The sequence below is a fragment of the Cytobacillus citreus genome (assembly GCF_018343665.1).
GTDB lineage: Bacteria > Bacillota > Bacilli > Bacillales > Cytobacillaceae > Cytobacillus > Cytobacillus citreus.
Window position 1 is genome coordinate 677443 of record NZ_JAGYPM010000004.1, and the last position, 24089, is coordinate 701531.

A 24089-nucleotide genomic window follows, 5' to 3' on the forward strand; every position below is an offset into this window, starting at 1 on the left:
TTTTTGAGAAAGGATTATCCAGTTGTTCTTCTTTGTCGTGTATTAGGGGTTTCAAAAAGTGGATATTATGCTTATCTTAGTAGACCTAAAAAGCAAGTCTCAAACAAGGATCGTAAGCTCTTAACTAAGATAAAACGGGCATACACTCTTCATAAAGGCACGTATGGAGCCAAAAGAATTGCAAAATATTTAAAAGATAAGGGGACTATTGCAAATCATAAAAGAGTAGCTCGTATTATGAGGGAAGCAAATATTAAAGCATTAGTAAGACGGCCTAAAACAACGCAAGAAACAAAAGGCCAGGCTGCCGGATATGTGTATAAAAATCTTTTAGAACGAGATTTTCATGCCAGTCACCCCAACCAAAAATGGGTTACGGATATGACAGAAATTCAAGTTGAACAAGAAAAACTTTATATATCAGCCTTGATGGATCTATTTAATAAGGAAGTTCTTGCCCTAGAAGTTAGCTCTAGCCCTAATCAAGAGCTTATTAAAGCTACCATTGAATCAGCTCGAAAGAAACGAAAATTAAAAACGCTTGAAGGAGTCACCGTACACAGTGATCAAGGAAGTGTATATAGATCGTTTAATTATTATAACTTGAGCAAGAATTTGAAGTTTACACCTAGTATGTCTCGTAAGGCAAACTGTTGGGATAACGCTGTGATTGAAAGCTTCTTTTCTCAATTGAAAACAGAATTTCCTTGTTTCTATCCAAAAATTCAATTACAAACATTTCAACAAGATTTAAATAAATATATCCGTTACTACAATGAAAAACGAACCCAATATAAACTTGGATTCATTTCTCCTAAAAGTTACTATTTAAACTATCAAAAAGCGATATAATGTCGTATTTTGATAATGTCTATATTTTGGGGTCTTGACCACAGTGAATTGCGCCAGGGAAAAACAGACTCTCGCTTATCTAAGAGATTGTAAGTTGATAAGGAGTCCTAATCCTCTTGGTTTAATCTTATATAGCAGCAAGTGTGGTATATGCAACACATATTAGCCTGGAAACATTAGAACCGTCCCCATGTTTTGTTAGAACTATCCCCATGTTATATAGAAAAAAAACTCACGGTGCGGGGAGCACGGTGAGTTTTTTTCTTACCCACTTATCAAACCGATTGTTAAAAGTGTGTGAATATATTTGAACATTTGTATATTATTTGTAAATTACCCATTTCAAAGGAATGAATATGGTTAAATGGGTAAGGGGATTAGAAGGGAGGTATAAGTATGAGTCAGGTAGAGTTGATAGATATCACAAAATCATACGATAAACAAAAGGACGTACTAAACGGAATCAATCTATCAATTGAAGAGGGCGAATTTTTTGTTCTTGTTGGTCCTTCTGGTTCAGGAAAGAGTACATTGTTACGAATGATTGCAGGTCTAGAGGAAATTTCCGGAGGCTTTTTGAAAATTAATGATCAAACAGTGAATCATCTTCCGCCAAAAGAGCGGAACTTGTCAATGGTCTTTCAAAATTATGCGCTATATCCCCATTTAACGGTTGAACAAAATATTCTCTTTGGCTTAAAAGCGAGAAAAGTAGAGAAACGAGAACAGCAAATAAGACTCATGGAAGCGGCAGAAATGTTAGGACTTACAGAATTGTTGAAGCGGAAACCTAGAGAGCTATCGGGCGGACAAAGGCAACGGGTTGCATTGGGCCGTTCAGTTGTTAGTCATGCGCCGCTATGTTTAATGGACGAGCCCCTATCGAATTTGGATGCGAAGCTTCGAGCGAACATGCGGGTTCAAATTCGCAGACTGCAAAAGCAATTAGGGTTGACGATGATTTATGTGACTCATGACCAAGTTGAAGCGATGACGATGGGTGACCGTATTATGGTGCTCAATGAAGGAAAGATTCAACAAGTTGGGAAACCCATTACTCTCTATAATGAACCGGAAAACTTGTTTGTTGCTTCATTTATCGGATCGCCAAAGATGAATTTAGGGAATGCTGCCTTTTTTGCTGATGGAAACCATCTCATTATCGAAAATCAATTACATATATCGATAGATCCTGATGTAATTATGGGTGTACCAAAAGATCGAAACTTAAAAGTCGGCATTCGGGCTGAACATCTTTTTCCAGGAGAATCGAAAAAAGATCACATTCACCATTTAGAAGCAGTCAATGTAGAGCAATTAGGAAATGAAACTTTAATTGCTTTTGAGGTAGGTTCAGAGCTGTGGACGGCTAAATGGCCTGGACAATGGACGATTGAATTTGGTCAAAAAGTGCCCGTGCAAATTTTGCCACAATATTTATTATTCTTTGATGTCGAAACAGGTCAATTAATTCAATCGGCAGACATTGGGAAGCTACGAGAGGTTGTCACGATATGAGAATGGCAAATTCAGCGCTCGAAGCAAATGAAACGTTTATGTATCAGGTAGAACGAGTAAAAAAGAAAAATCGCAAGTTAAGTTTCATAAAAGGCATGTTATTTTTATTGCCTTCCCTTATTTTATTCAGTGTTTTCTTGTTTTACCCCATGTTAAAAACCATTTATTTAAGCTTCTTTTTAACAGATGCAAAAGGAGCGACAACCGTATTTGTAGGCTGGGATAACTACAAAGAAATTTTTACTGATTCTGTTTTTCTAAAAGGCATGAAAAATACATTTTTATTTGTTTTCTATACAGTGCCGTTAACAGTCATAATCAGTTTGTTTTTAACTGTCATTGCGAATGAAAAATTAAAGGGAATTGGTGTTTTCCGGACCATTTTTTCTTCAACGATGGGGGTATCGGTTGCGGCTGCCTCCGTTTTTTGGCTGTATTTATTCAATCCGACAATGGGATTGCTGAACAAATTTCTTGAATTGTTAGGAGCAGAATCGATCGGATGGCTGACTGATCCAGATTGGGCGCTTTTTGCCGTGTCTGTTACGACCATTTGGATGAATATTGGCTTTACATTTTTGATTCTACTAGGAGGATTACAATCCATTGATTCTTCCCTCTATGAAAGTGCCGATATTGAGGGATCAAGCTATTTTTACAAGCTAAGAAGAATTACGATTCCAATGCTATCGCCAACATTATTCTTTGTTATCACCGTTTCGATTATTAATGCCTTTCAAACCTTCGGACAGATTGATATTTTAACCCAAGGCGGTCCAGCCAATGAAACGAATTTGATTGTGTATTCGATTTATCGGGAAGCCTTTGTCAATTATCAGTTTGGATCCGCTAGTGCCCAAGCGATTGTGTTATTCATCTTTATTTTATTGATGACTGCACTGCAATTTAAGCTGGGCGAAAGGAGGGTCCATTATCAATGATGCTGTCTGCTGGAAAAAAGGCCATCTTTTATGTGTTGCTGATTATTTCGGCATTCCTGATAGCCGGGCCTGCTCTTATGGCGATTGTCATGAGCTTCATGACCAATCAGGATATTTTAACAGGGAGTTTGCCAACAACGATTTCTTTGGATAATTATTTTGCTGCCTTTACTCGTTTTCCATTACTGCAATATTTTTTGAATAGTTTTATCGTTTCGATTGTCATCATGCTTGGACAGCTTATCTTATCGGCGTTGGCCGCTTATGCGTTTGTGTTTTTGGAGTTTAAAGGACGAGATTTTCTGTTCTATTTATTTATTGCAACGATGATGGTTCCCTTTGAAGCTTCGGTTATTCCTAACTTTCACATTATCCGTGATTTAGGGTGGATTGATCGTTATTCTGGACTGACTGTGCCTTTTTTTGCAACAGCTTTTGGAACTTTCTTGCTGCGGCAAAATTTCAAACAAATCCCTAAAGAATTACGAGAGGCTAGTCAAATTGAAGGGATTGGTGATTTTAAATTCTTTTTAAAGGTCATTCTGCCTGTTTCGAGAACTAGTTTAGTAACGTATGGGATTTATAGCTTTTTAACTTCATGGAATATGTATTTATGGCCGTTATTAGTGACTACGAATGATACGGTTCGCACTGTTCAAATTGGCTTAAAACAATTGCAGACGCAGGAACAATTAAACGATTGGGGAGTCATTATGGCAGGTGCAGTTATAATCATCCTCCCAACTTTAATTTTACTTTTCCTTGGTCAAAAGAAATTACAAAAAGGTTTAACAGAAGGGGCTCTAAAGTAACAGCTGTCTTCATTAATAAAATACGATTGATGAAAAAGGAGAGAAAATAATGAAGAAAATCATGATGGTTCTGACGCTCAGTTTGGTTTTTATATTAGCGGCATGCTCTGGCGGAAATTCTAATCCAGTCGACGGCTCTCAAAACAAAGAAACTGAAAAAACAGGTTCTGAAAAAAGCAGTGAAAAACAGCTGGTGACATTCTGGCATTCTATGGGTGGTGCTGGTCAAGATGCATTGAACAGTATTGTGGAAGATTTCAATAAGTCTCAAGATAATATTCAAGTAAATGCAGAATATCAAGGGACTTATGATGAATCATTAACAAAATTTAATGCTGTTGCCGGTACAGATAGTGCTCCAACGATGATCCAAACATTTGAAATTGGTACGAAGTCGATGATTAACAGCGGAAATATTATTCCGATTCAAGAGTTTGTTGATGCAGATGGTTATGAAATGAGCGGATTAGAAAAAAACATCATTAACTATTACTCTTTGGATGGAAAATTTTATTCCATGCCATTTAACTCATCTACACCAGTTATGTACTACAATAAAGATGCATTTAAGGCTGCTGGATTAGATCCAGAAAATCCGCCAGCAACATATGAAGAGGTGGAGGAAGCATCCAAAAAAATCGTGGCAGCTCATTCGGATATGAAAGGTTTTGCTTTACAAGCTTACGGCTGGTTATGGGAGCAGCTATTAGCAAACCAAGGGGCTTTATTATTAAACAATGATAATGGTCGTTCAAAAACCCCAACAGAAATTGGCTGGACTGAAGAAGAAGGAAAATCTATTTTGAATTGGGTTAAACACATGGTGGATGATGGTACTTTTGCCAACTACGGTACGAACGGTGATAACATGGTTGCTGGTTTCTTAGCTGGTGATGTGTCAATGTTCTTACAATCTTCTGCAAGTGCGAGAGATGTAATTGATAATGCTCCTTTCGAAGTAGGGATTGCTTTCCTTCCACATCCAGAAAATAAAGAACGTCAAGGTGTTGTCATCGGAGGAGCCAGTTTATGGATGATTGATGGCAAACCAGAAGAAGAAACAAAGGCTGCATGGGAATTCATGAAGTATTTACAAACTCCTGAAGTTCAAGGGAAATGGCATGTAGGTACAGGTTATTTTGCCATCAACCCAGCAGCTTATGATGAACAAGTGGTGAAAGAGGCTTGGGCTGAAAAACCACAATTGCAAGTAACAGTAGAACAATTACAATCAACAAAACCTTCTTTTGCGACTCAAGGTGCATTAATGGATATGCTTCCTGAAGGACGTAAAATTACAGAGGCTGCTCTTGAGTCAGTTTATAATGGCGGAGATGTTGATGAAGCCCATCAAAATGCAGTAAAACAATTTAATGAAGCGATCAAAAAAGCGAATAAAGCTAGAGGAGAATAAAACATCACATCATATCGTGAATGGAAAAGAGAAGAAGGTGTGGGCTTTCCATGCTTTTTTCTCCTTTTTTATTGTATAGAAAATTATAATTTTCGCTATCTGTTGATAACTTAAGATATAGTTTATCTACGTTCAGCTCCAGCGCCTACCTCCGACGTACAGGACGTACTAGTGTCGACAATGCGACAGGATAAGGAAAGCTACGTTAGCGAGACATCGCACGACCAAAAGAGAAGCTTTTGGGAGGACGTCGCGTTTTTGTCGACCTCGAGGTCACAAGCTTGTCTAGTTACGGCTCCTAGGGACTCGCGTCATAAGCCGATCCCTTCCAGAAGACAAAGAACGTCTTCTTACAGGGCTCGTCTTATGCAGTCGTCCCTAAACAGTCGCCTTCACATTTCGATCAATCCTCCCAGAAAGGTAAAGAACACCTTTCCGTGAGGCTCGTCTTGTGCTTGTCGGAGGTGAGCACAAAGGAAAGCCTCCTTGAATAAACTTCGCAGAAACAATTTGATCTGTAATTGTTTCGAAGGCGCTTGTGCATTTGTTCTTTGATCAATTAGGAAGGGATGAATCATTATGACGAAAATTTATGGCCACCGTGGTGCAAAAGGCATATATCCTGAAAATACTTTACTAAGCTTTAAAAAAGCGATTGAACAAGGTGTTGATGGACTGGAAATAGATGTTCATTTGTCGAAGGATGGCGAAGTGGTTGTCATTCATGATGAAACGCTTGACCGCACGACAAGCGGTACGGGATGGATTAAAGATTTGACGTTAGAAGACATTAAAAGTGTTAGTGCAGGAAGTCCATTTTCTCATTTTCCTCGCTATGAGGAGGGATGGAACAATGAACGAGTGCCGACATTGCAGGAAATGCTGGAATTTCTAACTCCATATCCTTTTGAATTGAATATTGAACTTAAAACCTATGCTGTTACCTATGAGGGAATTGAAGAAAAAGTTCATGCCATCGTTGATCAATATGGAAAAGGCCGGGACGTCATTTATTCTTCCTTTCATCTGCCGACTCTAATAAGAATGAAAAAAATAAATTCACATGCGAAAATCGCTTGGTTACTAAATGAGGCCATCACCCATCCAGCAGATTATTTAAAAGCTTTAGATTTAGATGCTTTTCATCTCAACAAAACGATTGTATTACCGAAAACAAAAGATTATCTGCCTTTTCAAGGCCTCTATGACAAAGTACGTGTTTGGACTGTAAATGAACCAACTGATATCGTACGTCTTTTAGATTTACAAGTAGATGCGATTATGACTGATTTTCCTGAGAGGGCCATAGCGCTAAAAACTTTGTCACAGTGATGCCTTTGAAGTAGTGCCTGTTATCACTCGGATTTTGTCGAAAAATTGGTTAGTTGGACATTTTTTGAGGAGTGACAGGCACTGTTCAAGGAAGAGGCGAGAACTTTGAAAGTCAATGGTATTCATTGTGAAGCACCATTTGCAAGGAGTTCTAGTCACCTTGATATAGCGAATTTCGTTTAATCTTATATAGTAGCATGTGTGATATATACAACATATATTGACTCGGAAACATAAGAACCGTCCCCGTGTTTTTTTGAACATGAAGAGGTGATCTAATATTTTTCACCTAGGAGATAAATTATGGGATTGTATGGAAAAAAATGATAATAATAACTTGGAGCATTTTCCTAAAAAAGCAGGTACTATTGCCCTGTAAACCGCTTTCATTTTAAATTATACTATTCTGTAAATAGCAGTGAAAATGGTTACACTTCAACATATCCGCATGTTACTGATTCGATCAGGCAGGGCGACACTAACAAAAGGAAGCATCCCTTTTGTTAGTGTTCCCCTGCCTTTTTTGGCTAAAAGGAAAGTTTAAGTCTATTAACGTACTAAAGTAAAGAGTGTGTTCAATTAAATATCTGCTAATAAGATCGCATAATAAAAACTAAGGCATTCGCCAAAAAGGACTTGGCGAACACCAAGTTTTTCTAAATGTTGGCATTTCTACAAGTTGCACAGTTTGAATAAGCTTTATGCTTTTTCAATATTTTTTAAAATTTTATTTGAAGCGGAAGGGGGATTTTAAGACAATAAAAAATCTTAGTTCGATTTTTGGAGAGAAAACAAAATTTGAAAGAAGAGGTGGCAAAGTTGGCAAAAAGAAAGTTGTTTTCTAAGGCTATCATTTCAGTTTGTTTAGTAACCGGACTAGTCATTCCCCTAGACATGCAAAAGACAAGCGCGAAGGAAGGAAATGAAAAATACGTGTTTACTGTATCTCCTACCCCGAAACTAATTGAAAATACAGGGAATGGGTTCCCGCTTAATCCAAAAGTTGGATTGGTTACTGAAAATGGAACAGATCAATCAGCAATTGAAGAAGTAAAAGCCGCCCTAAAAAAAGCAGGTGTTAAAACAATCGTTGAGAGTGACATAAATGCTCCCCTTCTTAATGCTCCAGTTATTATCTGGCTAGGGGAATTTTCAGATGAAGCTGAGTTAAAAGTTATTAAGGATAGTACGGGCCTTGATGATTTGACTGTAACAAAGAAAGAAGAGTATGTAGTCACTTCTATACATGGCGAAGAAAGTAAAAAGCATATTGTGATTTCAGGGAAAGATGGAACAGGTACATATTATGGTGCCAAGACATTCAAACAAATGATTATCGAACGGGAAGGAACGGATTGGATTCCTGAAGTCGAAATCCACGACTGGCCAACGATGCCGACACGAGGAGCGATTGAAGGTTTTTATGGCGAACCGTGGTCACATGAAGATCGCTTAAGTCAACTGAATTTTTACGGCGAGCATAAAATGAATAGCTATATTTATGCGCCAAAAGATGATCCATACCATCGTGATAAGTGGAAGGATCCCTATCCTCAAGGAAAAATAAAAGAAATTGAACAGCTTGTTAAGACTGCACAAAAAAACCATGTCACCTTCACCTTCGCCATTTCACCAGGGAATACAATCACTTATTCAAGTGATGCTGACCTGCAGGCTTTAGTCAACAAGGCCCAAGCAATGTGGGACGTCGGAGTTAGGTCATTTGCCTTGTTCCTTGATGATATTGACCCAAATCTTCGCTCACCAGAGGACCGAGCCATGTTTGGCAAGGATGCAAACCCGCCTGCAGCTGCACAAGCCTATTTGTTAAATCGTTTTAATGATCAGTTTATCAAAAAACATGAAGGGGCAGAGCGTTTAATTACCGTGCCAACAGATTATTATCAAGCGGATACTACCCCTTATCGAAAAAGATTCGCCGAACTGGTTCAACCAGATATTGTCGTTCAGTGGACGGGAATTGGCGTAGTTGCTCCTACAATTACCACTGCTGATGCCGATAAGATCCATGGGATATTCAAGCATGACTTATTAATCTGGGATAATTATCCGGTAAATGATTATGACCGTAATCGTTTGTTCCTTGGGCCATTAGTTGGAAGAGATGCAGGCCTTACCCCAGAACATGGCGTCATTGGTCTAACAGCCAATCCAATGAACGAAGCGGAGGCATCGAAAATTCCGCTGTTTACCGTAGCAGATTATACATGGAACCCAGAAGCCTATGACCCAAATGACTCTTTGGAAAAGAGTTTAAAGGAATTTGCTGGAGCTGCTTATGAACCATTAAAACTGTTTGTAGAATCATCCTATTCTATCAGTCTTAATAACTATAAAGAACCGATTTCGGAAAAATTAAAGCCGCTAATCGAGCAGTTTTGGTCAGAATATGAGGCTAAAAATGGGCAAGCGGCCGCAGACGCTCTTATACAAGAATTCACGAAGCTGAAAACTGCACCGTCTCAACTGCGGAATGCCATGAAAAATCAGAATTTCCTAGAAGAAGTCGATCCCTATCTAAAGAAGATGGAGCTTTATGGAGTCGCAGGCGAAGCAGCCATTAAAATGGCCCTGGCGGAACAGGAAAATGATACCCAAACTGCAGCTGAGCAAAGAACATTACTTCAAAACACGATGGAAGAAATGGAAAAATTCCCGCAAAAGCTAAGCTTGGGTGTCATCCCAACCTTCCTTGAGCGTGTTATTTATGGAGTAAATTTAGCAGAAGGAAAAACCGCTACAGCTTCTTCATCAGAAGTCAGCTGGCTAACGCCTGATTTAGCAGTTGATGGAAACAACAATACAAGATGGGCCTCTTTATATACAGATAATCAATGGATTAGAGTCGATCTTGGTCAGCTTTATTCTATTAATAAAGTTGTGTTAAACTGGGAATCTGCCTATGGAAAACAATACAAAATCCAGGTTTCACAAGATGGCAGCCAATGGACGGATGTCTATACAGAGTTAAATAGTAATGGGGGAATAGATGAAATCAAGTTTCCTTCAACAGACGCAAGATATGTAAGAATGCTTGGTGTGAAACGGTCAACAAGCTGGGGTTATTCTTTATACGAATTCAAAGTGTTTAACTCACACAACTAAAATTAGTGCTGATTTTTAAAATAGTAGAAAAACCGGGGAGAATTCAACTTCCCGGTTTTTTTTATTAAAGAGGGTGAAGGGGGAGCCAATTTTATTGGTTCCTTTTTTGTTTACTTAACCACAAAATTAAATAGATTTTTACGATATTCCCCCAACTTTTAGACGAATTTTTATTATAAAAAAACAGAAAATACGACAAAACAAAAGCATTTTCGAGCAAATTCTATACGGTTTCCTATTAAAAGATAATTTACTACATAACCACTGAAAAGAAAGATGAGTTTATGAATATACGTTCAATTGAAAATTCCCCCAATTTACAATAATTGAAATTTTTACAATAATTATAAGTGCATAAGTAATTTTAATAGAAGCAAACGATAGAGATGAAGGCTAAAAATACAAGTATCCTTTTAGAATCATATTTTCGTACTTCATTAACACTTACAGATGTAATTTATAGAAACATGGAGGACTAAAAATGGGGAAAAAAATAAACAAAAGTAGAATTGCCAAAAGCTTAACTGTAGCGGCTTTATCAGCTAGTTTTATTTTAGGTTCTATTGGTCAAGTACCACTTGTATCAAAAGCGACAAGTTTTTCGAAGGCGGAGGAGATGCTTGCCAGCTTAACACCAGAACAAAGAGCAGCACTTAAGCAAATCTCAACGAATGAAGAAACGGGGTTACAAATTTCTTCCGATGTTGATTTAACCTCTTCAAATGAAACAACTGTCATAGTTGAATTTAAGAATAAGCCTGCAAAGGTTGCTCAAATTGTGGCACGCGCAGAAGGGAAACAATTATCTGAAACGGAAGCATTAAAACTTGTTGACCAGGATCATGAAACGTTTAGTCAAGATGTTCAACAATTAACGGACGAAAAAAATAAAAAGTCAGATGTCAAAATTCATCGTTCTTTTAAACATGCATTTAATGGTGTTTCCATTAGTCTGCCTGCTAACCAAATTGAAAATCTATTAAAATTAAATGCTGTTAAAGCGGTTTGGAGCAACGAAACATTTACGATTGATCCTCCTGATCAAGATGAGGTAAATGATCAATCAGATCAAATCAGTGTTACGAATTATACACCATATGATGGACTAGATCGTTTACATGCTGAAGGTTTCACTGGTAAGGGAATCAAGGTCGGTGTTATCGATACAGGAATCGATTATAACCATCCCGACTTAAAGGATGCATATAAAGGCGGATTTGATTTTGTCGATAATGATAGCGATCCAATGGAAACAACATACGCCGATTGGAAAGAGTCTGGTAAGCCAGAATTAAATAGTGGCCGTGCATACTATACAGAACATGGTACGCATGTTTCAGGGATCATTGCGGGCCGTGGAGCAGCAGATAGTGAGTATAAAATGACAGGGGCTGCACCTGAGGCAGATGTTTATGGTTATCGTGTACTTGGACCATACGGCAGTGGTTCAAGTGAAGCGGTAATGGCAGGTATAGATCGCGCTGTGAAAGACGGTATGGATGTCATCAATTTGTCTTTGGGTGCCACGATTAATGACCCAAACTACCCAACTTCTATTGCAGTTAACAATGCTGTTATTAATGGAGTCACCGCTGTCATAGCTGCAGGGAATACTGGTGACAAGATGTTTACACTTGGTTCACCAGGTGCAGCATCGTTAGCGCTTACAGTTGGTGCGTCATCTGTTGCATTTGATATTTATGGATATGCAGGTGCTCAAGATGGAAAGAGTTATTCGTTAAGACAGTTGGCAAGAAACTATAGTGATGATTTAACACAGTTAAAAGGAAAAACCTATAACCTTGTTGACGTCGGGTTAGGTAACCCAGCTGATTTTAATGGTAAGGATGTAACTGGAAATATTGCTTTCATTAAGCGTGGTTCAATTGGATTAATGGATAAAATCAAAAACGCAAAAGCTCGTGGTGCGGTTGGAGTTATTATGTATAATGATGAAGCAAACAGCGCAGAGGGCGAGATTCAGGCATTTTTAGGCGAATCGGTAGATGCTATTCCAGCATTTTCAGTTTCCAATGCAGATGGGGAAGTAATTTTAGAAGCCATTAAAGCAGGTAAAACTGATTTCACTTTTGGTGACTATACAAAGTTAAGAACGGCCGAAGATGAGCTTGCTGGTTTTAGTTCAAGAGGTCCTTCCCGCGTAAATTATGAAATAAAACCTGAAATAACGGCACCAGGCGTTTCCATATTATCTACAGTTCCATTTTATATGAATAATAAAACGGCAGATGGGTCGAAACCGGAAGATTATCAATATGCATATGAACGTTTATCAGGAACATCAATGGCAACACCTTATGTTGCAGGTATATCCGCCTTATTGCTTCAAGCAAATGAGGACCTTCAACCAGCCGACATCAAGTCAATTCTAATGAATACTGCTGACCCACTATCAAAGGACTATAGTGTTTTTGAAGCAGGAAGCGGACGAGTGGATGCTTATGAAGCGATTCACTCGAGTGTTGAGTTTGTAGTGAACGATAAAACACCTATGAACCTTAGTGGAAAACAGAAATTAATCGATAATTTAACGGGTGGAATCAGTTTTGGAACATTTGGTTATACAGGTAAAGATATTACTGATTCCCGACACATTACAGTAAAAAGTCTTACAAAACAAAACATAACATTCAACGTAGATGTAAAATTCCAAACGGGATTAAGAGGATCAAAAGATGCGGCTAAAAACAATGTGACATTAGAAGGTCCAACCACAGTAAAAGTTGTGGGTAATAGTGTCAGAGATATCAAATTTGATTTAAACATTCCAAAAACAGCTGAAAGAGGAACGTATGAAGGATATATTGTTTTTACGAACAATGATAATCCAACTGAACAATACCAAATTCCATTTGGCGGCCGTGTAGTTAATGAAGGAATAGAAACATTTAAGGTAGCTAACCCAATTTATTCAACGAACAAAACAGTTTCATTGGCTTATTATCCATTTTTGGATGCTGAAATAGTAATCAAATCACATATGAAAACATTGGATGTGGTCATTCACGATCCAAAGACAGGTAAAGATTTAGGAGTGGTAGGATCATTTAATACCATTGTTATGGATGAAAATGCACTCTACAAGATTCCTAGATTAGTCAGTAATTATTACTATCCATTTACAGGTGATAAGAAAAATCCTGTCAGCAATGATTGGAAAATATTAAAACCTGGTCATTATGTCGTCAAACTTGTTGGGACTAATGAGAATGGAGATACCTTCATAGCATCACAAGATGTTATGAACGAATTTGGAATACCAAATGTAACGACCAGCTTTGATTCATTAGATCAAAAGGTCATTGAATATAGTGATAGTCAATTAGATTCACAAGGACAATTTTTGTATGACTTTAATGTACATGTAGAAGATACTGAAATGGAAGAAACGAACAGCTATGGTATCCCTGTAGACCCATCGAAGTATTCAGTAATGCCTTTTTACAATGGTTACCCTAGCATTCCGATTAAGACAGATAAAAATGGTGACTATGTTGATCAAATTTTAGTAAGAAGTCAATACAAGGTACTGCCAGTTAGCTTTATTGGGTTGGATGCTGCAAAAAATGGCACTTCAGAAAAAAGGATCGCCTTTACGAAAAATACAACGCCATATTATTATTTGAAGGCTAATAAAGAAGCGATTACGGCGGGAGAGACGGTCAACTATTCCGTACGTTCCAATAATATGAAGAATTTGAAATCAGCGAAAATGACACTGAAAATTCTTAATACCCAAGCAACAATCGAAAACGTAACTGTCAATGACGCGGTAAAACAATATGGTGATGCAGAAGTGACGGTTACGACATCACCAACAGCCTTTAGCTATCAGACTGCCTACACTTTTACGTTTACGTATTCAGGTAATAAAGAATTACCTGAGGATTTAAAGCTATTCAATTTCGATATGAGAACATTTGAAAACGGCTATACTGCTTTTTCAAACTTCTACACAGAAAGTGAATCATATATTGACCAATCAGATGTAGAAACGAAAAATATTTATTCGTTTAACGAACTTTATGATGTCAAGGCAAAAGTCTCCAAATTAGTCGGTGCTGTAAACGTGGAAGGAGCAAAAGATCCTGTTACAGGGCAATCAATTCCAGCCATCGACCACCGCACACTTGGAACGAAGGTAACCTTATCTTCGTATGATGGCAAAACGGTAATGGAAGCGCCAGAATTTACAAAAGGCGGAGAATATACGCTGGATGGTATTAAGGTAGATCCAAACCCATATACGATTAAGGTAGATGTTCCTGGCCATTTTACAATGTATCGAACGATAGATTATTTATCTGATAACATTCGTGGTGAATTGATTGGAAAATTCCTCCGTGATTCATTAGACCGTGCACTGGCTGGTGATGTGAATAAAGATAACGTCATCGATGTGCTGGATGCCATCGAGCTGCAAAAAAATTGGGGCACCAATCATGCAGCTTCAGATTTAAACTTCGATAAAACGGTTGATAAAAAGGATATGTATTACATTATTAAAAACTATGGAGCAAGTAATCCTACGGTAGAAAATGCACCAAATGCAAAAAAGACCCACAAAGGGGCTTCATTGGATAGTATCCTCAGTCAATTAGGATTGAAATAAATATGTTGCGAACAAAAAAATCATTGGGAACAAAAAGAGTGAAATCCCATATGCCAGGGATCGCGACTTCAATCTTCTCGGGCAATCAAAAATTTTTCGATCAGACCTTTCTCATAAGATAGAAAAAAGGCACAACTAGCTAAAAATCCACTAGTTGTGCCTTTTTGCGTACAAAACTTCCGATTGTCCCCTATAAGAACCGTCCCCCCCCCCTATTTCCTTTTATTCAAATTTTAGGTAAACTAAATTCCATATGTTCTTAGCAAAGAAGGGTTGACTAGTGCCAAGCGAAAATAACAAGTATCAAAATCAATCATTGTTTAGTATTACATGGCCGCTTTTTATTGAAATTTCCCTGCATATGAGTGTGGGGATTATTGCGACATTAATTTTAAGCGGATATTCAGATAAGGCCGTTGCGGGTGTTGGAGTAGCCAATCAGATTATTAATATCTTTATTTTAATTTTTAATGTCACCGTTATTGGGGCAATGATATTAATTGGTCAAAATCTAGGTGCGAACCAATTGAAACGGGCACGCCAGCTTGCACGCTCTGCTTTTGGAATAAATTTATGGGTTGGCGTCGCGATGACTGTCGTTGTTGTCTTGTTTGGTGATGTGTTTTTACGCTTCTATGGGCTAAGTGGGGAGATTTATGACTTTGCCCTTACATTTCTAACGATTACCGGTTTTTCGCTCGTGCTTGAAGCCATTTCCCTTGCGTTAAGTGCTGTTTTGCGCAGCTATGGTCATACAAAAGAAGCCATGCTTATGACGGTTATGATGAATATTATTAGTGTTACGGGTTACTTTATTGCGATTAAAGGCTGGTTTGGCCTGCCAGTAACAGGGGTTGTGGGAGTTTCGTATTCTATCATTATCGCGAGAATTTTTCTCATTCTGGCTCTTCTTTTCTTTGTTTATAAAATATTAGATTTAAAGTTTTCTATTAAAGATGTTTTTTTCATTCATAAAACAGATATAAAGGAAATCTTTCATATCGGGATTCCATCAGCTGGAGAAAACCTTTCCTACCAGCTTTCACAAATTGTGATTACAAGCTTTGTTGCCATGATCGGGGACGATGCTTTGGCGGCTCGTGTGTATATTATCAATATTTCCATGCTTTGCTATTTATTCACACTGGCGATTGCTCAAGGAACTCAGCTGCTGATTGCGCGTTATATTGGAGCGAAGGACTATGATAGAACCTTAAAACGAGGACTTAAGACATTAAAAATTTCGATGGTTGTTACGTTGGCAGTGTCGCTTGCGATTGCCCTTACCGGTGAGCCAGTATTAGCAATGTTTACAGCCGAATCTAGCATTATTTCTATTGGACTCCCTGTTCTCTGGGCAATTGTATTTATTGAACCAGGCCGTGCTATGAACATTGTCCTGATGGGGTCTTTAAAATCTGTCGGCGACGTTCGTTTCCCTGTAGTTATAGGCATTATCTGCATGTGGGGAGTTGCAGTCGTATTTAGCTACCTTTTCGGGATTGTCCTTGGATTAGGGTTACTTGGAATTTGGATAGCTCAAGGGTTTGATGAATGGATTCGTGGAATCTTTGCACTAAGGCGTTGGTTATCTAAGCCGTGGCTAAAGAAAAACGCGGTAAAGCATGAAATTGCAGCAAATTGAGGAAAATGGGGCAATTGTGTAAAGCGGGTGAATACACGATAAAGAAGGGGGAAATATTGGGACTGTTCCTGCGTTTCCCTACTGCGAAAAATAGACTCTTGCTTATCTAAGAGATTGTAAGTTGATCGCAGATTAACGGGCAGTAAGACCCCCACTTCAAGGTTGCGAGAGAATCAAAGAAACCTAAGTGGGGGATCAACTGCCCGTAAAGGCCCGACGACGGACATGATGTCCTAGTCAGGCGAAAGCCACAGGACGTGGCGTTTTGAGCGTGATTGGTTCAACTAACCATCAGTGGGGAATGAAGGCCGACTAAGAACGCCACGTCCTGTGGCAACGTCGGCACTAGCACGTCCTGTGCGTCGAAAAACCCCCACTGATGGAAGTTTCACCTTATAAGGAGTCCTAATCCCTTTGTAATAACGAATTTAGTTTAATCCTATATAGCAGCAAGTGTATATGAAAAAGGAATTGAAAAAGGCAATGCTGGGGGCGAAAAGCAAAAAATGATTGAATTTGCTTTAAGGCTGCTTGATAAGAATTTCTCTATAAAAGAAGTTATAGAGCTAACGGACTATCTATTGAAGAGGTAGCAATGTTAATTAAGATAGAGTGTTAATATAAAGGAATCTAAATCCCTAAGCACAACGCCATAATGTGCTCAGGAATTTTTTATTTTTATTATCGAAAACCCCAAAGTGCGCTTTTTACTAGCTATAAATGAAATATATTAAATCCAAATTAACCGAATGAAAATAATCCCAAATTTGCGAAATGTAATTGGCAAGTATAACAAAAAGCCATCTAATTAAGTTAAGCAAAATTTGAATAATAGAAATCAGTAAGCCGGATTTCCATAGAAGAATGAAGATAAGTCCGTAGAAAGCGTAACGAATCCCTTTTTTGCCCCATAACATAAACCCAAGTGCGAACAATACAATAATTCCAATTATGTAGAACATCATTTCACCTAGTTTTTCACTTATTAAAATGAATTGAACGATTTAAAAATAACAATGAAATCATGGTTCGTCAATGGGGCTAGGAGTAATGACAAGAAAAACAAAGATAACAAACAAAAATCCCAGAGCATCGCTGCTAAGAGATATTTTTTATCGCAGATTAACGGGCAGTAAGACTCCCGCATCAAAACTTTAGATGATTCGAAGAAGTTTAGGTGGAAGATCAACTGCCCGTAAAGGCCCGACGACGGACACGATGTCCTAGTCAGGCGAAAGCCAGAGGACGTGGCGCTTTGAGCGTGATAAGTTCAACTAACATTCAGTCGGTGATGAAGGCCTACTAAGAACGCCACGTCCTGTGGTAATTTTGGCACTAGCACGTCCTGTGTGTCAGAAAACCCCCACTGAATGAAATTTCACTTTATACGATGCAATTTTTTCTAAGACCAGGTGAGCCATCTCATTTTCGCTGTGATATCCTTGCTCTTGTTCTACAACATTTCAACCTGTATATGATCAGTTTTGTTAATAAGATACCAAATCATTCTCTCAAAATACTATTCTGATATGTTGGATATTTCACAAGCGCATTGTTTGAAATTCCATTTTATCGGCTATATACTGGCCTTAACTAGTGAAATGTAAGTTTACTAGAATAATTTATAGAGGTGTCAAATTCATGAATACAGATATGTCAAATATTATAGATTCAAAGTACAAATTATATATTAATGGAGAGTGGACTGAAGGTTCTGAAGGGAAAACAATTGCCGCATACAACCCAAGTAATGGAGAAAAACTAGCAGATTTTATCGACGCAAGTCATGCAGATGTAGATGCAGCTGTCGAAGCTGCTCAAAATGCGTTTAAAACGTGGAAACACGTTAGTATTGAGGAACGAAGCAAATTACTTCTTCAAATTGCAGACTTAATCGATGAAAATCGTGAGCATTTAGCAATCGCTGAAACATTAGATAACGGGAAACCTTTACGTGAAACGATAAATGCAGACGTGCCACTGAGTGCGGATCATTTCCGTTACTTCGCAGGTGTTATCCGATCTGAAGAAGGTACAGCTCAACAATTAGACGAAAATAACTTAACATTAACACTGAAAGAACCAATTGGTGTTGTTGGTCAAATTATTCCTTGGAACTTCCCACTTCTCATGGCAGCATGGAAAATTGCACCAGCTATAGCAGCAGGTAACACAGTTGTTATCTCTCCATCATCAACTACTTCACTGAGCATCTTAGAACTGGCTAAAATTTTAGACCAAGTTTTACCTGCAGGAGTTGTAAACGTTATAACTGGTCGTGGATCGTATTCTGGCGACTATATGCTACATCACGAAGGCTTTGCCAAATTAGCATTCACAGGCTCAACAGATGTTGGTTACTTAGTTGCCAAAGCTGCAGCTGATCGCTTAATCCCTGCAACATTAGAGCTTGGTGGGAAATCAGCAAACATTTTCTTCAACGATGCAAACTGGGAACGTGCGGTTGAAGGTGCAACAAACGGTATTTTATTCAACCAAGGGCAAGTATGTTCAGCAGGTTCTCGTATTTTCGTACAAGCCGGTATTTACGATGAATTTTTAACAGCATTAAAAGAGAAATTCGAAAGCGTAAAAGTTGGCTTACCATGGGAAGAAGGCACACAGATGGGTGCACAAATTAACCAACGCCAATTAGATAAGATTTTAGAATACGTGAAAATAGGTCAAGAAGAAGGGGCAACACTTGTAACAGGTGGTTACCAATTACAAGAAAAGGGTCTTGAGAACGGCGTATTCATGGCACCAACGATTTTAGCGGGTACAAATGATCTACGTATCGCTCAAGAAGAAATCTTTGGACCAGTAGCAACTGTAATAAAATTTGAAACAGAGGAAGAAGTAATCGCAATGGCGAACGATTCAGAATATGGTCTTGGTGGCGGAGTTTGGACTAGCAACTTAAACACAGCTCTACGTGTAGCACGTAGTATTGAAACTGGCCGCATGTGGGTGAATCAATATACTAACTTCTCTGCAGGTGCTCCATTTGGTGGTTATAAAAAATCAGGTATCGGCCGTGAAACTTACAAATCAATTTTAGATGCATACACACAAACGAAAAACATCTTCATTAGCACTAAAGAAGATGCAGATGGATTATACTAATTAATAAAAAATAGAATAGGTGGAGAAAAAACAACTCCTTATTCTGAGGCCATTGAAAAAGTTCATTTCTTATAATTAAGCGCCCCTTTCATCGTTGATTTAATAAATGATGAAAGGGGCGCTGTTATTTTCTGTCCAGCTAGGCATTTAGCTCGAAGGGTCAAAGGGAAACCAGTGTTGATCAATGGGTGTTTACAAATGAAAGGCAAAAACAACACGTGAAAAAAGGTATATATCATATTCAACACGTTAATAACTTCCACCATCGTTTAAAGGATTGGATGGACCGTTTTCAAGGTGTAGTAACCAAATAATACCTTGATAACTATCTTTACTGGTTTTGTTCGCTTGAATTAGGGAAAGATTTGGCATTTGATAAACGAGTAGAACAAATGCTTATTTCTGTGTGTCAAAAATCCAATAACACTACGGTTGAAATGCTAAGAAGTGCATAAAAAAAGACCTTATACGAAGTCTTAATTAAAGCGTGATTCAACTAATTCAATCAATTTATTCGTCTTCTTTTCTGAAAACGTATAAATGGTGTTCGAATCTTCCGTTTTCATAAATGTACTTCCTTGTCCTTTTTCACCTATCCACAAATACAAACTTTGGTGATTTTCTTTGTTATAAACGACTTCCAAATAAAATTCGGGGTCAGCCATATTAACTTGGCCAGGTTCTTTTACTGCACTTGAAAATATACTTTGAAAGGCATTGATAGATTCTTTATCATCGATAGTAATTTCATCAACTCCTTTTGTTTTTGAAACGCTGATGCTTTTAAAATTATTGTTGATTGATAGTTTTTTATCATTTTCCGATTTAACTGTTGGATTAGCAGAGGTTTCAGTAGTGTTTTCTTTCGATTGACAAGCAAAAAGAAGCGAAGAAATGGATATTATGGATAACGCCATAAGAATAATTCTTTTCAAATCATATTACCTCCAAAAGTTTTATTAATTACTATCTTTCTAAATTAGACGAGTCAAATCCTCCCAATGTTTCTATGGATAAATTATTACTTAGAAAATCGGGTTATGAGTTGGGTCAGCTTTTACGAGTGAGAGGATTGAAAAGCTTTGAAAACAATGAAGGCTTTTTGTACACGTTAATCCATCAATTAGAACGAAAAAACTACTTACGTACTCGCTGGGATGAGTCTGGTGTTAAACTTTACAAGTTAAATAAAAATGGGAGAAAACTGTTGCAGTCGATGGTGGATGAATATGTGAAAATGCCGCTTCTATTCAAGGAATTGCTGGAAGGTTGGAAGAAATATGAAGGACAACTTTAAATAGTATGATGAAGGATTGGTGATTTAATGATTCTGAAAAAGGAGCAATCCTACATAACAGAAGTGCTGAAACAAATTAAATCAAAGGAAGCGAAGAAGTATGTCGAAGCCGAGTTAAGGCATCATATACAAGAGACGAAGCGCACCTTTATAAAGTCCGGATTAACTGAAGAGGAAGCGGACGAGAAAGCGACTGTTCAGATGGGAAATCCGACGAAATTAGGAATGGAGCTTAACCAGCTTCACCGTCCGCGAATTGATTGGATGATGCTCACACTTCTGGTCGTGACGTTTGGCATGGGTACATAAAGCATTTCCAAGCTGGTTAGTGCGTTATCCTCCAATAAAAAGACTCCTTAACTGTAGGAGTCTTTTAATCTAAAGGATCGTTTCCTTGTTATTATCCAAATAGTGATCATACATTTCCTGATCACATTCATCCAATTCCTTGTTTTGATGAAGCCGCCCCCCTCCGCTAAATTGGTGCACTATTAATTAGTGATAGTGCTTCATTCACTTCAAATATTTTCCCACGAATATCAGTAATACCGAAGCTTTCCAGGCGAGCTGAGTGCATCTCTAAATATTTTTCAGCATCCTCTTTTGTTTTGAATAGATACACCCCGCCGGATTCTTTAGCAGCTGCGTTCTCTGTCCAAATCTTCCAGAGTACACCTGGCTCAGTATTAATACTGTCCGCTAAGTCAGCGAATGACTTTGACATTTCTTCACCAAATGGCCCATCCATTTTAAAATCTACTTGCAATAAATATTTTATAATGAATACCCCTTTCATTTTTAATTAAATTCATACTATCACAAATGCTTAAGTGTTGTGGAGCACCTATGCGCCTTATACCATTTTCGGAGAGGGGCAGGTAAAAATGCTGGAATGACACCAGCAATCATACTGGTATTCGTCAAAAGTTCTATGAGAGACCCTTCCCTATGGCACTCTATATCCCTACTTTCCTCCCCGCTTCATTCGGCGTTGGCAGGGCTTGGTGCTTCTTTCCGAGATTTTTAATATGGGCCAGGATGTTGGAAGGGAAGGGGGAGGGACGTCCTGTCTTCATGTCCATTCCCATGAGCATCTGCTCACTTGTTGCGAGGCGTTCGCCCGTGTTATTTTCCATTGTAAAAAAGACGTGTATTCTTTTTCCATCATAATCAAGCAGTTGCATGGTAATACGCAGTTCTTGGCCATCATGGGCTTCCTTTAAATAACAGAGATGGGTTTCTAATGTATAAATAGAATACTGTTCGTTTTCACGGAAGTCCTCTCCAATTCCTAATTCCACCATAAGCTGGTCTACTGCCATACTAAATACTTTTGAATAGGCAGAGTCTGTCATATGGCCATTATAATCGATCCATTCCCCGCGAACCGTGTCAATCAAGAGATAATTTTCGATTTGAGACATGTAGCTATTCCCCTTTTCCATCCATTTTTTCTAAAATCGATCACCTTACATATTCCCGTTTAAGTTAGCCCCCGGCCAATATTTTCCCAGTAATTGCTGAAGTTCGATGAGAAAGCTGTCACGCCGCTCTTCTAGTCCAGCTATCGAATGACCGGCTGTCTGCTGTTCGCAGCCATCAATCACCTGATTGCTTAGTTTCTCTGTTAATTCTGGTGCTTTGAGTTTTGTCCAAGGCAGTTTCAAGGCAGGGCCGAATTGTTCCAGCATGTGTCTCATTCCTTGTTCACCGCCAGCGAGGTGCAAGGTTAAGAAGGGTCCCATTAATGCCCATCTTAATCCAGGACCATAGATGATGGCCGCATCCACTTCTTCGGTTGTGGCGATTCCGTCATTGACCAGATGCAGGGCTTCGCGCCAAATGGCTTCCATTAACCGGTCGGCCACATGACCCTCAATTTCAGCTGAAATGACGAGCGGCTTCATTTGAATAGATTGATAGAATTGCTCTGCTGCTGCTACAACCTCAGGCGATGTTTTCTCTCCGCCCACTAACTCCACTAATGGAATTAAATAGACAGGATTGAAGGGATGGGCAATGATGATTCGTTCCGGATGGGTGCAGTCTGCCTGCAGGATGCTCGGCATGAGTCCGGATGTACTGGATGCGATAATGGCTTCTGGTTTCGCATGCTGATCAATTTGGGCTAATAAACTCCGCTTTAACTCTTCCCGTTCCGGTGCGTTTTCTTGAATCAAATCCGCGCTTGCTACCGCTTTTGCCAGATCTGGATCGAATCGGAGCCGGTCTCGTGAAGCTCCTGCCGCTAATCCAAGTTTCTCTAGCGCTGGCCAAGCACGATCCACGCTTGAGCGCATTCTTGCTTCTGCGGTTGGGTCGGGGTCTGTCGCGAAGACATCATAGCCCTGTGATAAAAAACGGGCAATCCAGCCGTTGCCAATCACACCCGTGCCGACTACGGTTACTTGTTTAATAGAATGAATGTCCACTAGATTTCCGCCTTTCTGTGTGGGTTTTGAAGTCCTAAGTGTTTTCGTGCTTCCTCAGGTGTCATCGGAGCAGTGCCAAGTCCCGCCATGATGGTAACCGCTCTTTCGACTAATTGGGCATTGTTTGCCAGAACTCCTTTATCCAGATAAAGATTATCCTCAAGTCCGACCCGGATATGGCCGCCTAGCAGCATGGACTGGATGGCCATCGGCATTTGCATTCTGCCAATGCCAAAAGCGGACCAGTGGGCATTTTTCGGAAGTTTATCACGCATATAAATCAACGTTTCCGCATCTGCCTCCGCTCCCCATGGGATACCAAGGCAGAATTGGAACATTGGATCACCGTCAATCAAGCCTTCATCGATTAATTGTTTGGCAAAGCGAAGCTGTCCCGTATCAAAGCATTCCAATTCGGGCTTGACTCCGCATTGTTGAATAAGAAGGGCTTGCTTGCGCAGCCAATCCGTTGTACTTATGTAAAGCTGGTCGCCAAAATTCAGGCTTCCACAGTCAAGTGTACAAAGCTCCGGTAGCATTTTCGCAATCGGTTCGTGACGTTCTTCCGGTGTTTGCATGTCTGTTCCAGGTCCGCCAATGACTGGATTCTTTTCACTGGGAATCCAGTCCCCGCCTCCTCCAGAAGTGAGGTTGAGGATCACGTCTGTCTCCGATTCACGGATCCGCTCAACCACCTCTTGGAATAATGCCGGGTCATGGCTGATTCCGCCTGTTTTCGGGTCGCGGACATGAATATGGGCGATGGTAGCCCCAGCTTTGGCTGCGTCAATGGCAGATTGAGCGATTTCCACAGGGGTGATGGGAACATGGGGGCTTTTCTTGGCTGTATCTCCTGCACCTGTTACCGCACACGTTACGATGACTTTTTTTTTCATAAATATATCCATTCCTTTCGCTTCGCTCAAGGCACAAAACGATATGAAATACGTTTGTCTCAAGC

The 24089-nt window shown here is 39.1% G+C and carries 17 protein-coding genes and 1 pseudogene; 13 read left to right on the top strand and 5 right to left on the bottom strand.

What is annotated here, in order from left to right; genetic code table 11:
* The first annotated feature begins 3 nt into the window (after positions 1 to 3).
* From KHA94_RS19775 to KHA94_RS19825, 11 genes and pseudogenes are all read left to right on the top strand, one after another.
* Entirely contained in the window at positions 4 to 852 is an 849-nt protein-coding gene (locus KHA94_RS19775) for an IS3 family transposase (RefSeq protein WP_213103760.1), read from the top strand.
* Between the two features lie 396 nt (positions 853 to 1248).
* Positions 1249 to 2370: an ABC transporter ATP-binding protein gene (locus KHA94_RS19780; protein ID WP_213103809.1), complete on the top strand. Its 1122-nt coding sequence runs from the start codon at positions 1249 to 1251 to the stop codon at positions 2368 to 2370.
* A 38-nt stretch (positions 2371 to 2408) separates the two neighbouring features.
* The gene (locus KHA94_RS19785) at positions 2409 to 3311 is read left to right on the top strand and encodes a carbohydrate ABC transporter permease (protein WP_249365654.1); all 903 of its coding nucleotides are present in this window, start codon (positions 2409 to 2411) and stop codon (positions 3309 to 3311) included.
* Positions 3308 to 4123: a carbohydrate ABC transporter permease gene (locus tag KHA94_RS19790; RefSeq protein WP_213103810.1), complete on the top strand. Its 816-nt coding sequence runs from the start codon at positions 3308 to 3310 to the stop codon at positions 4121 to 4123. Before KHA94_RS19785 ends, KHA94_RS19790 begins: the two co-directional genes overlap by 4 nt.
* 49 nt (positions 4124 to 4172) lie before the next feature.
* Positions 4173 to 5537: an ABC transporter substrate-binding protein gene (locus tag KHA94_RS19795; protein WP_213103811.1), complete on the top strand. Its 1365-nt coding sequence runs from the start codon at positions 4173 to 4175 to the stop codon at positions 5535 to 5537.
* Between the two features lie 579 nt (positions 5538 to 6116).
* Positions 6117 to 6869: a glycerophosphodiester phosphodiesterase gene (locus KHA94_RS19800; RefSeq protein WP_213103812.1), complete on the top strand. Its 753-nt coding sequence runs from the start codon at positions 6117 to 6119 to the stop codon at positions 6867 to 6869.
* Positions 6870 to 7688: 819 nt separating this feature from the next.
* On the top strand, positions 7689 to 9995 hold the full coding sequence (locus KHA94_RS19805) for a glycoside hydrolase family 84 protein (protein WP_213103813.1): 2307 nt from the start codon (positions 7689 to 7691) through the stop codon (positions 9993 to 9995).
* Between the two features lie 481 nt (positions 9996 to 10476).
* Positions 10477 to 14628, top strand: coding sequence for a S8 family serine peptidase (locus tag KHA94_RS19810; RefSeq protein ID WP_213103814.1), 4152 nt, complete (start codon positions 10477 to 10479; stop codon positions 14626 to 14628).
* A 280-nt stretch (positions 14629 to 14908) separates the two neighbouring features.
* Entirely contained in the window at positions 14909 to 16273 is a 1365-nt protein-coding gene (locus KHA94_RS19815) for an MATE family efflux transporter (RefSeq protein WP_213103815.1), read from the top strand.
* A 1641-nt stretch (positions 16274 to 17914) separates the two neighbouring features.
* On the top strand, positions 17915 to 19399 hold the full coding sequence (locus tag KHA94_RS19820) for an aldehyde dehydrogenase family protein (protein ID WP_249365616.1): 1485 nt from the start codon (positions 17915 to 17917) through the stop codon (positions 19397 to 19399).
* A gap of 197 nt (positions 19400 to 19596) precedes the next feature.
* A pseudogene (locus tag KHA94_RS19825) lies at positions 19597 to 19854 on the top strand (IS1595 family transposase); the annotation flags it as partial.
* A gap of 21 nt (positions 19855 to 19875) precedes the next feature.
* On the opposite strand, the gene KHA94_RS19830 reads toward KHA94_RS19825, so the two are convergent.
* The gene (locus KHA94_RS19830) at positions 19876 to 20334 is read right to left on the bottom strand and encodes a YhfM domain-containing protein (protein WP_213103816.1); all 459 of its coding nucleotides are present in this window, start codon (positions 20332 to 20334) and stop codon (positions 19876 to 19878) included.
* A gap of 74 nt (positions 20335 to 20408) precedes the next feature.
* Here KHA94_RS19830 and KHA94_RS19835 point away from each other — a divergent pair, with 74 nt between their 5' ends.
* Positions 20409 to 20696 carry a helix-turn-helix transcriptional regulator gene (locus KHA94_RS19835; protein ID WP_275950908.1) on the top strand — a complete coding sequence of 96 codons (288 nt, stop codon included), beginning with the start codon at positions 20409 to 20411 and terminating at the stop codon, positions 20694 to 20696.
* A gap of 27 nt (positions 20697 to 20723) precedes the next feature.
* A complete protein-coding gene (locus tag KHA94_RS19840; protein WP_213103818.1) occupies positions 20724 to 21005 on the top strand; it encodes a permease prefix domain 1-containing protein in 282 nt (93 codons plus the stop codon).
* Between the two features lie 166 nt (positions 21006 to 21171).
* Here the strand turns inward: KHA94_RS19840 and KHA94_RS19845 are convergent, their stop codons facing one another.
* The 4 genes from KHA94_RS19845 to KHA94_RS19860 form a co-directional block, all read right to left on the bottom strand.
* The gene (locus KHA94_RS19845) at positions 21172 to 21474 is read right to left on the bottom strand and encodes a monooxygenase (RefSeq protein ID WP_213103955.1); all 303 of its coding nucleotides are present in this window, start codon (positions 21472 to 21474) and stop codon (positions 21172 to 21174) included.
* 178 nt (positions 21475 to 21652) lie between these two features.
* Positions 21653 to 22120, bottom strand: coding sequence for a thioesterase family protein (locus KHA94_RS19850; RefSeq protein ID WP_213103819.1), 468 nt, complete (start codon positions 22118 to 22120; stop codon positions 21653 to 21655).
* 45 nt (positions 22121 to 22165) lie between these two features.
* On the bottom strand, positions 22166 to 23122 hold the full coding sequence (locus KHA94_RS19855; RefSeq protein WP_213103956.1) for an L-carnitine dehydrogenase: 957 nt from the start codon (positions 23120 to 23122) through the stop codon (positions 22166 to 22168).
* Positions 23123 to 23127: 5 nt separating this feature from the next.
* Positions 23128 to 24024: a beta-keto acid cleavage family enzyme gene (locus tag KHA94_RS19860; RefSeq protein WP_213103820.1), complete on the bottom strand. Its 897-nt coding sequence runs from the start codon at positions 24022 to 24024 to the stop codon at positions 23128 to 23130.
* Positions 24025 to 24089 lie beyond the last annotated feature (65 nt).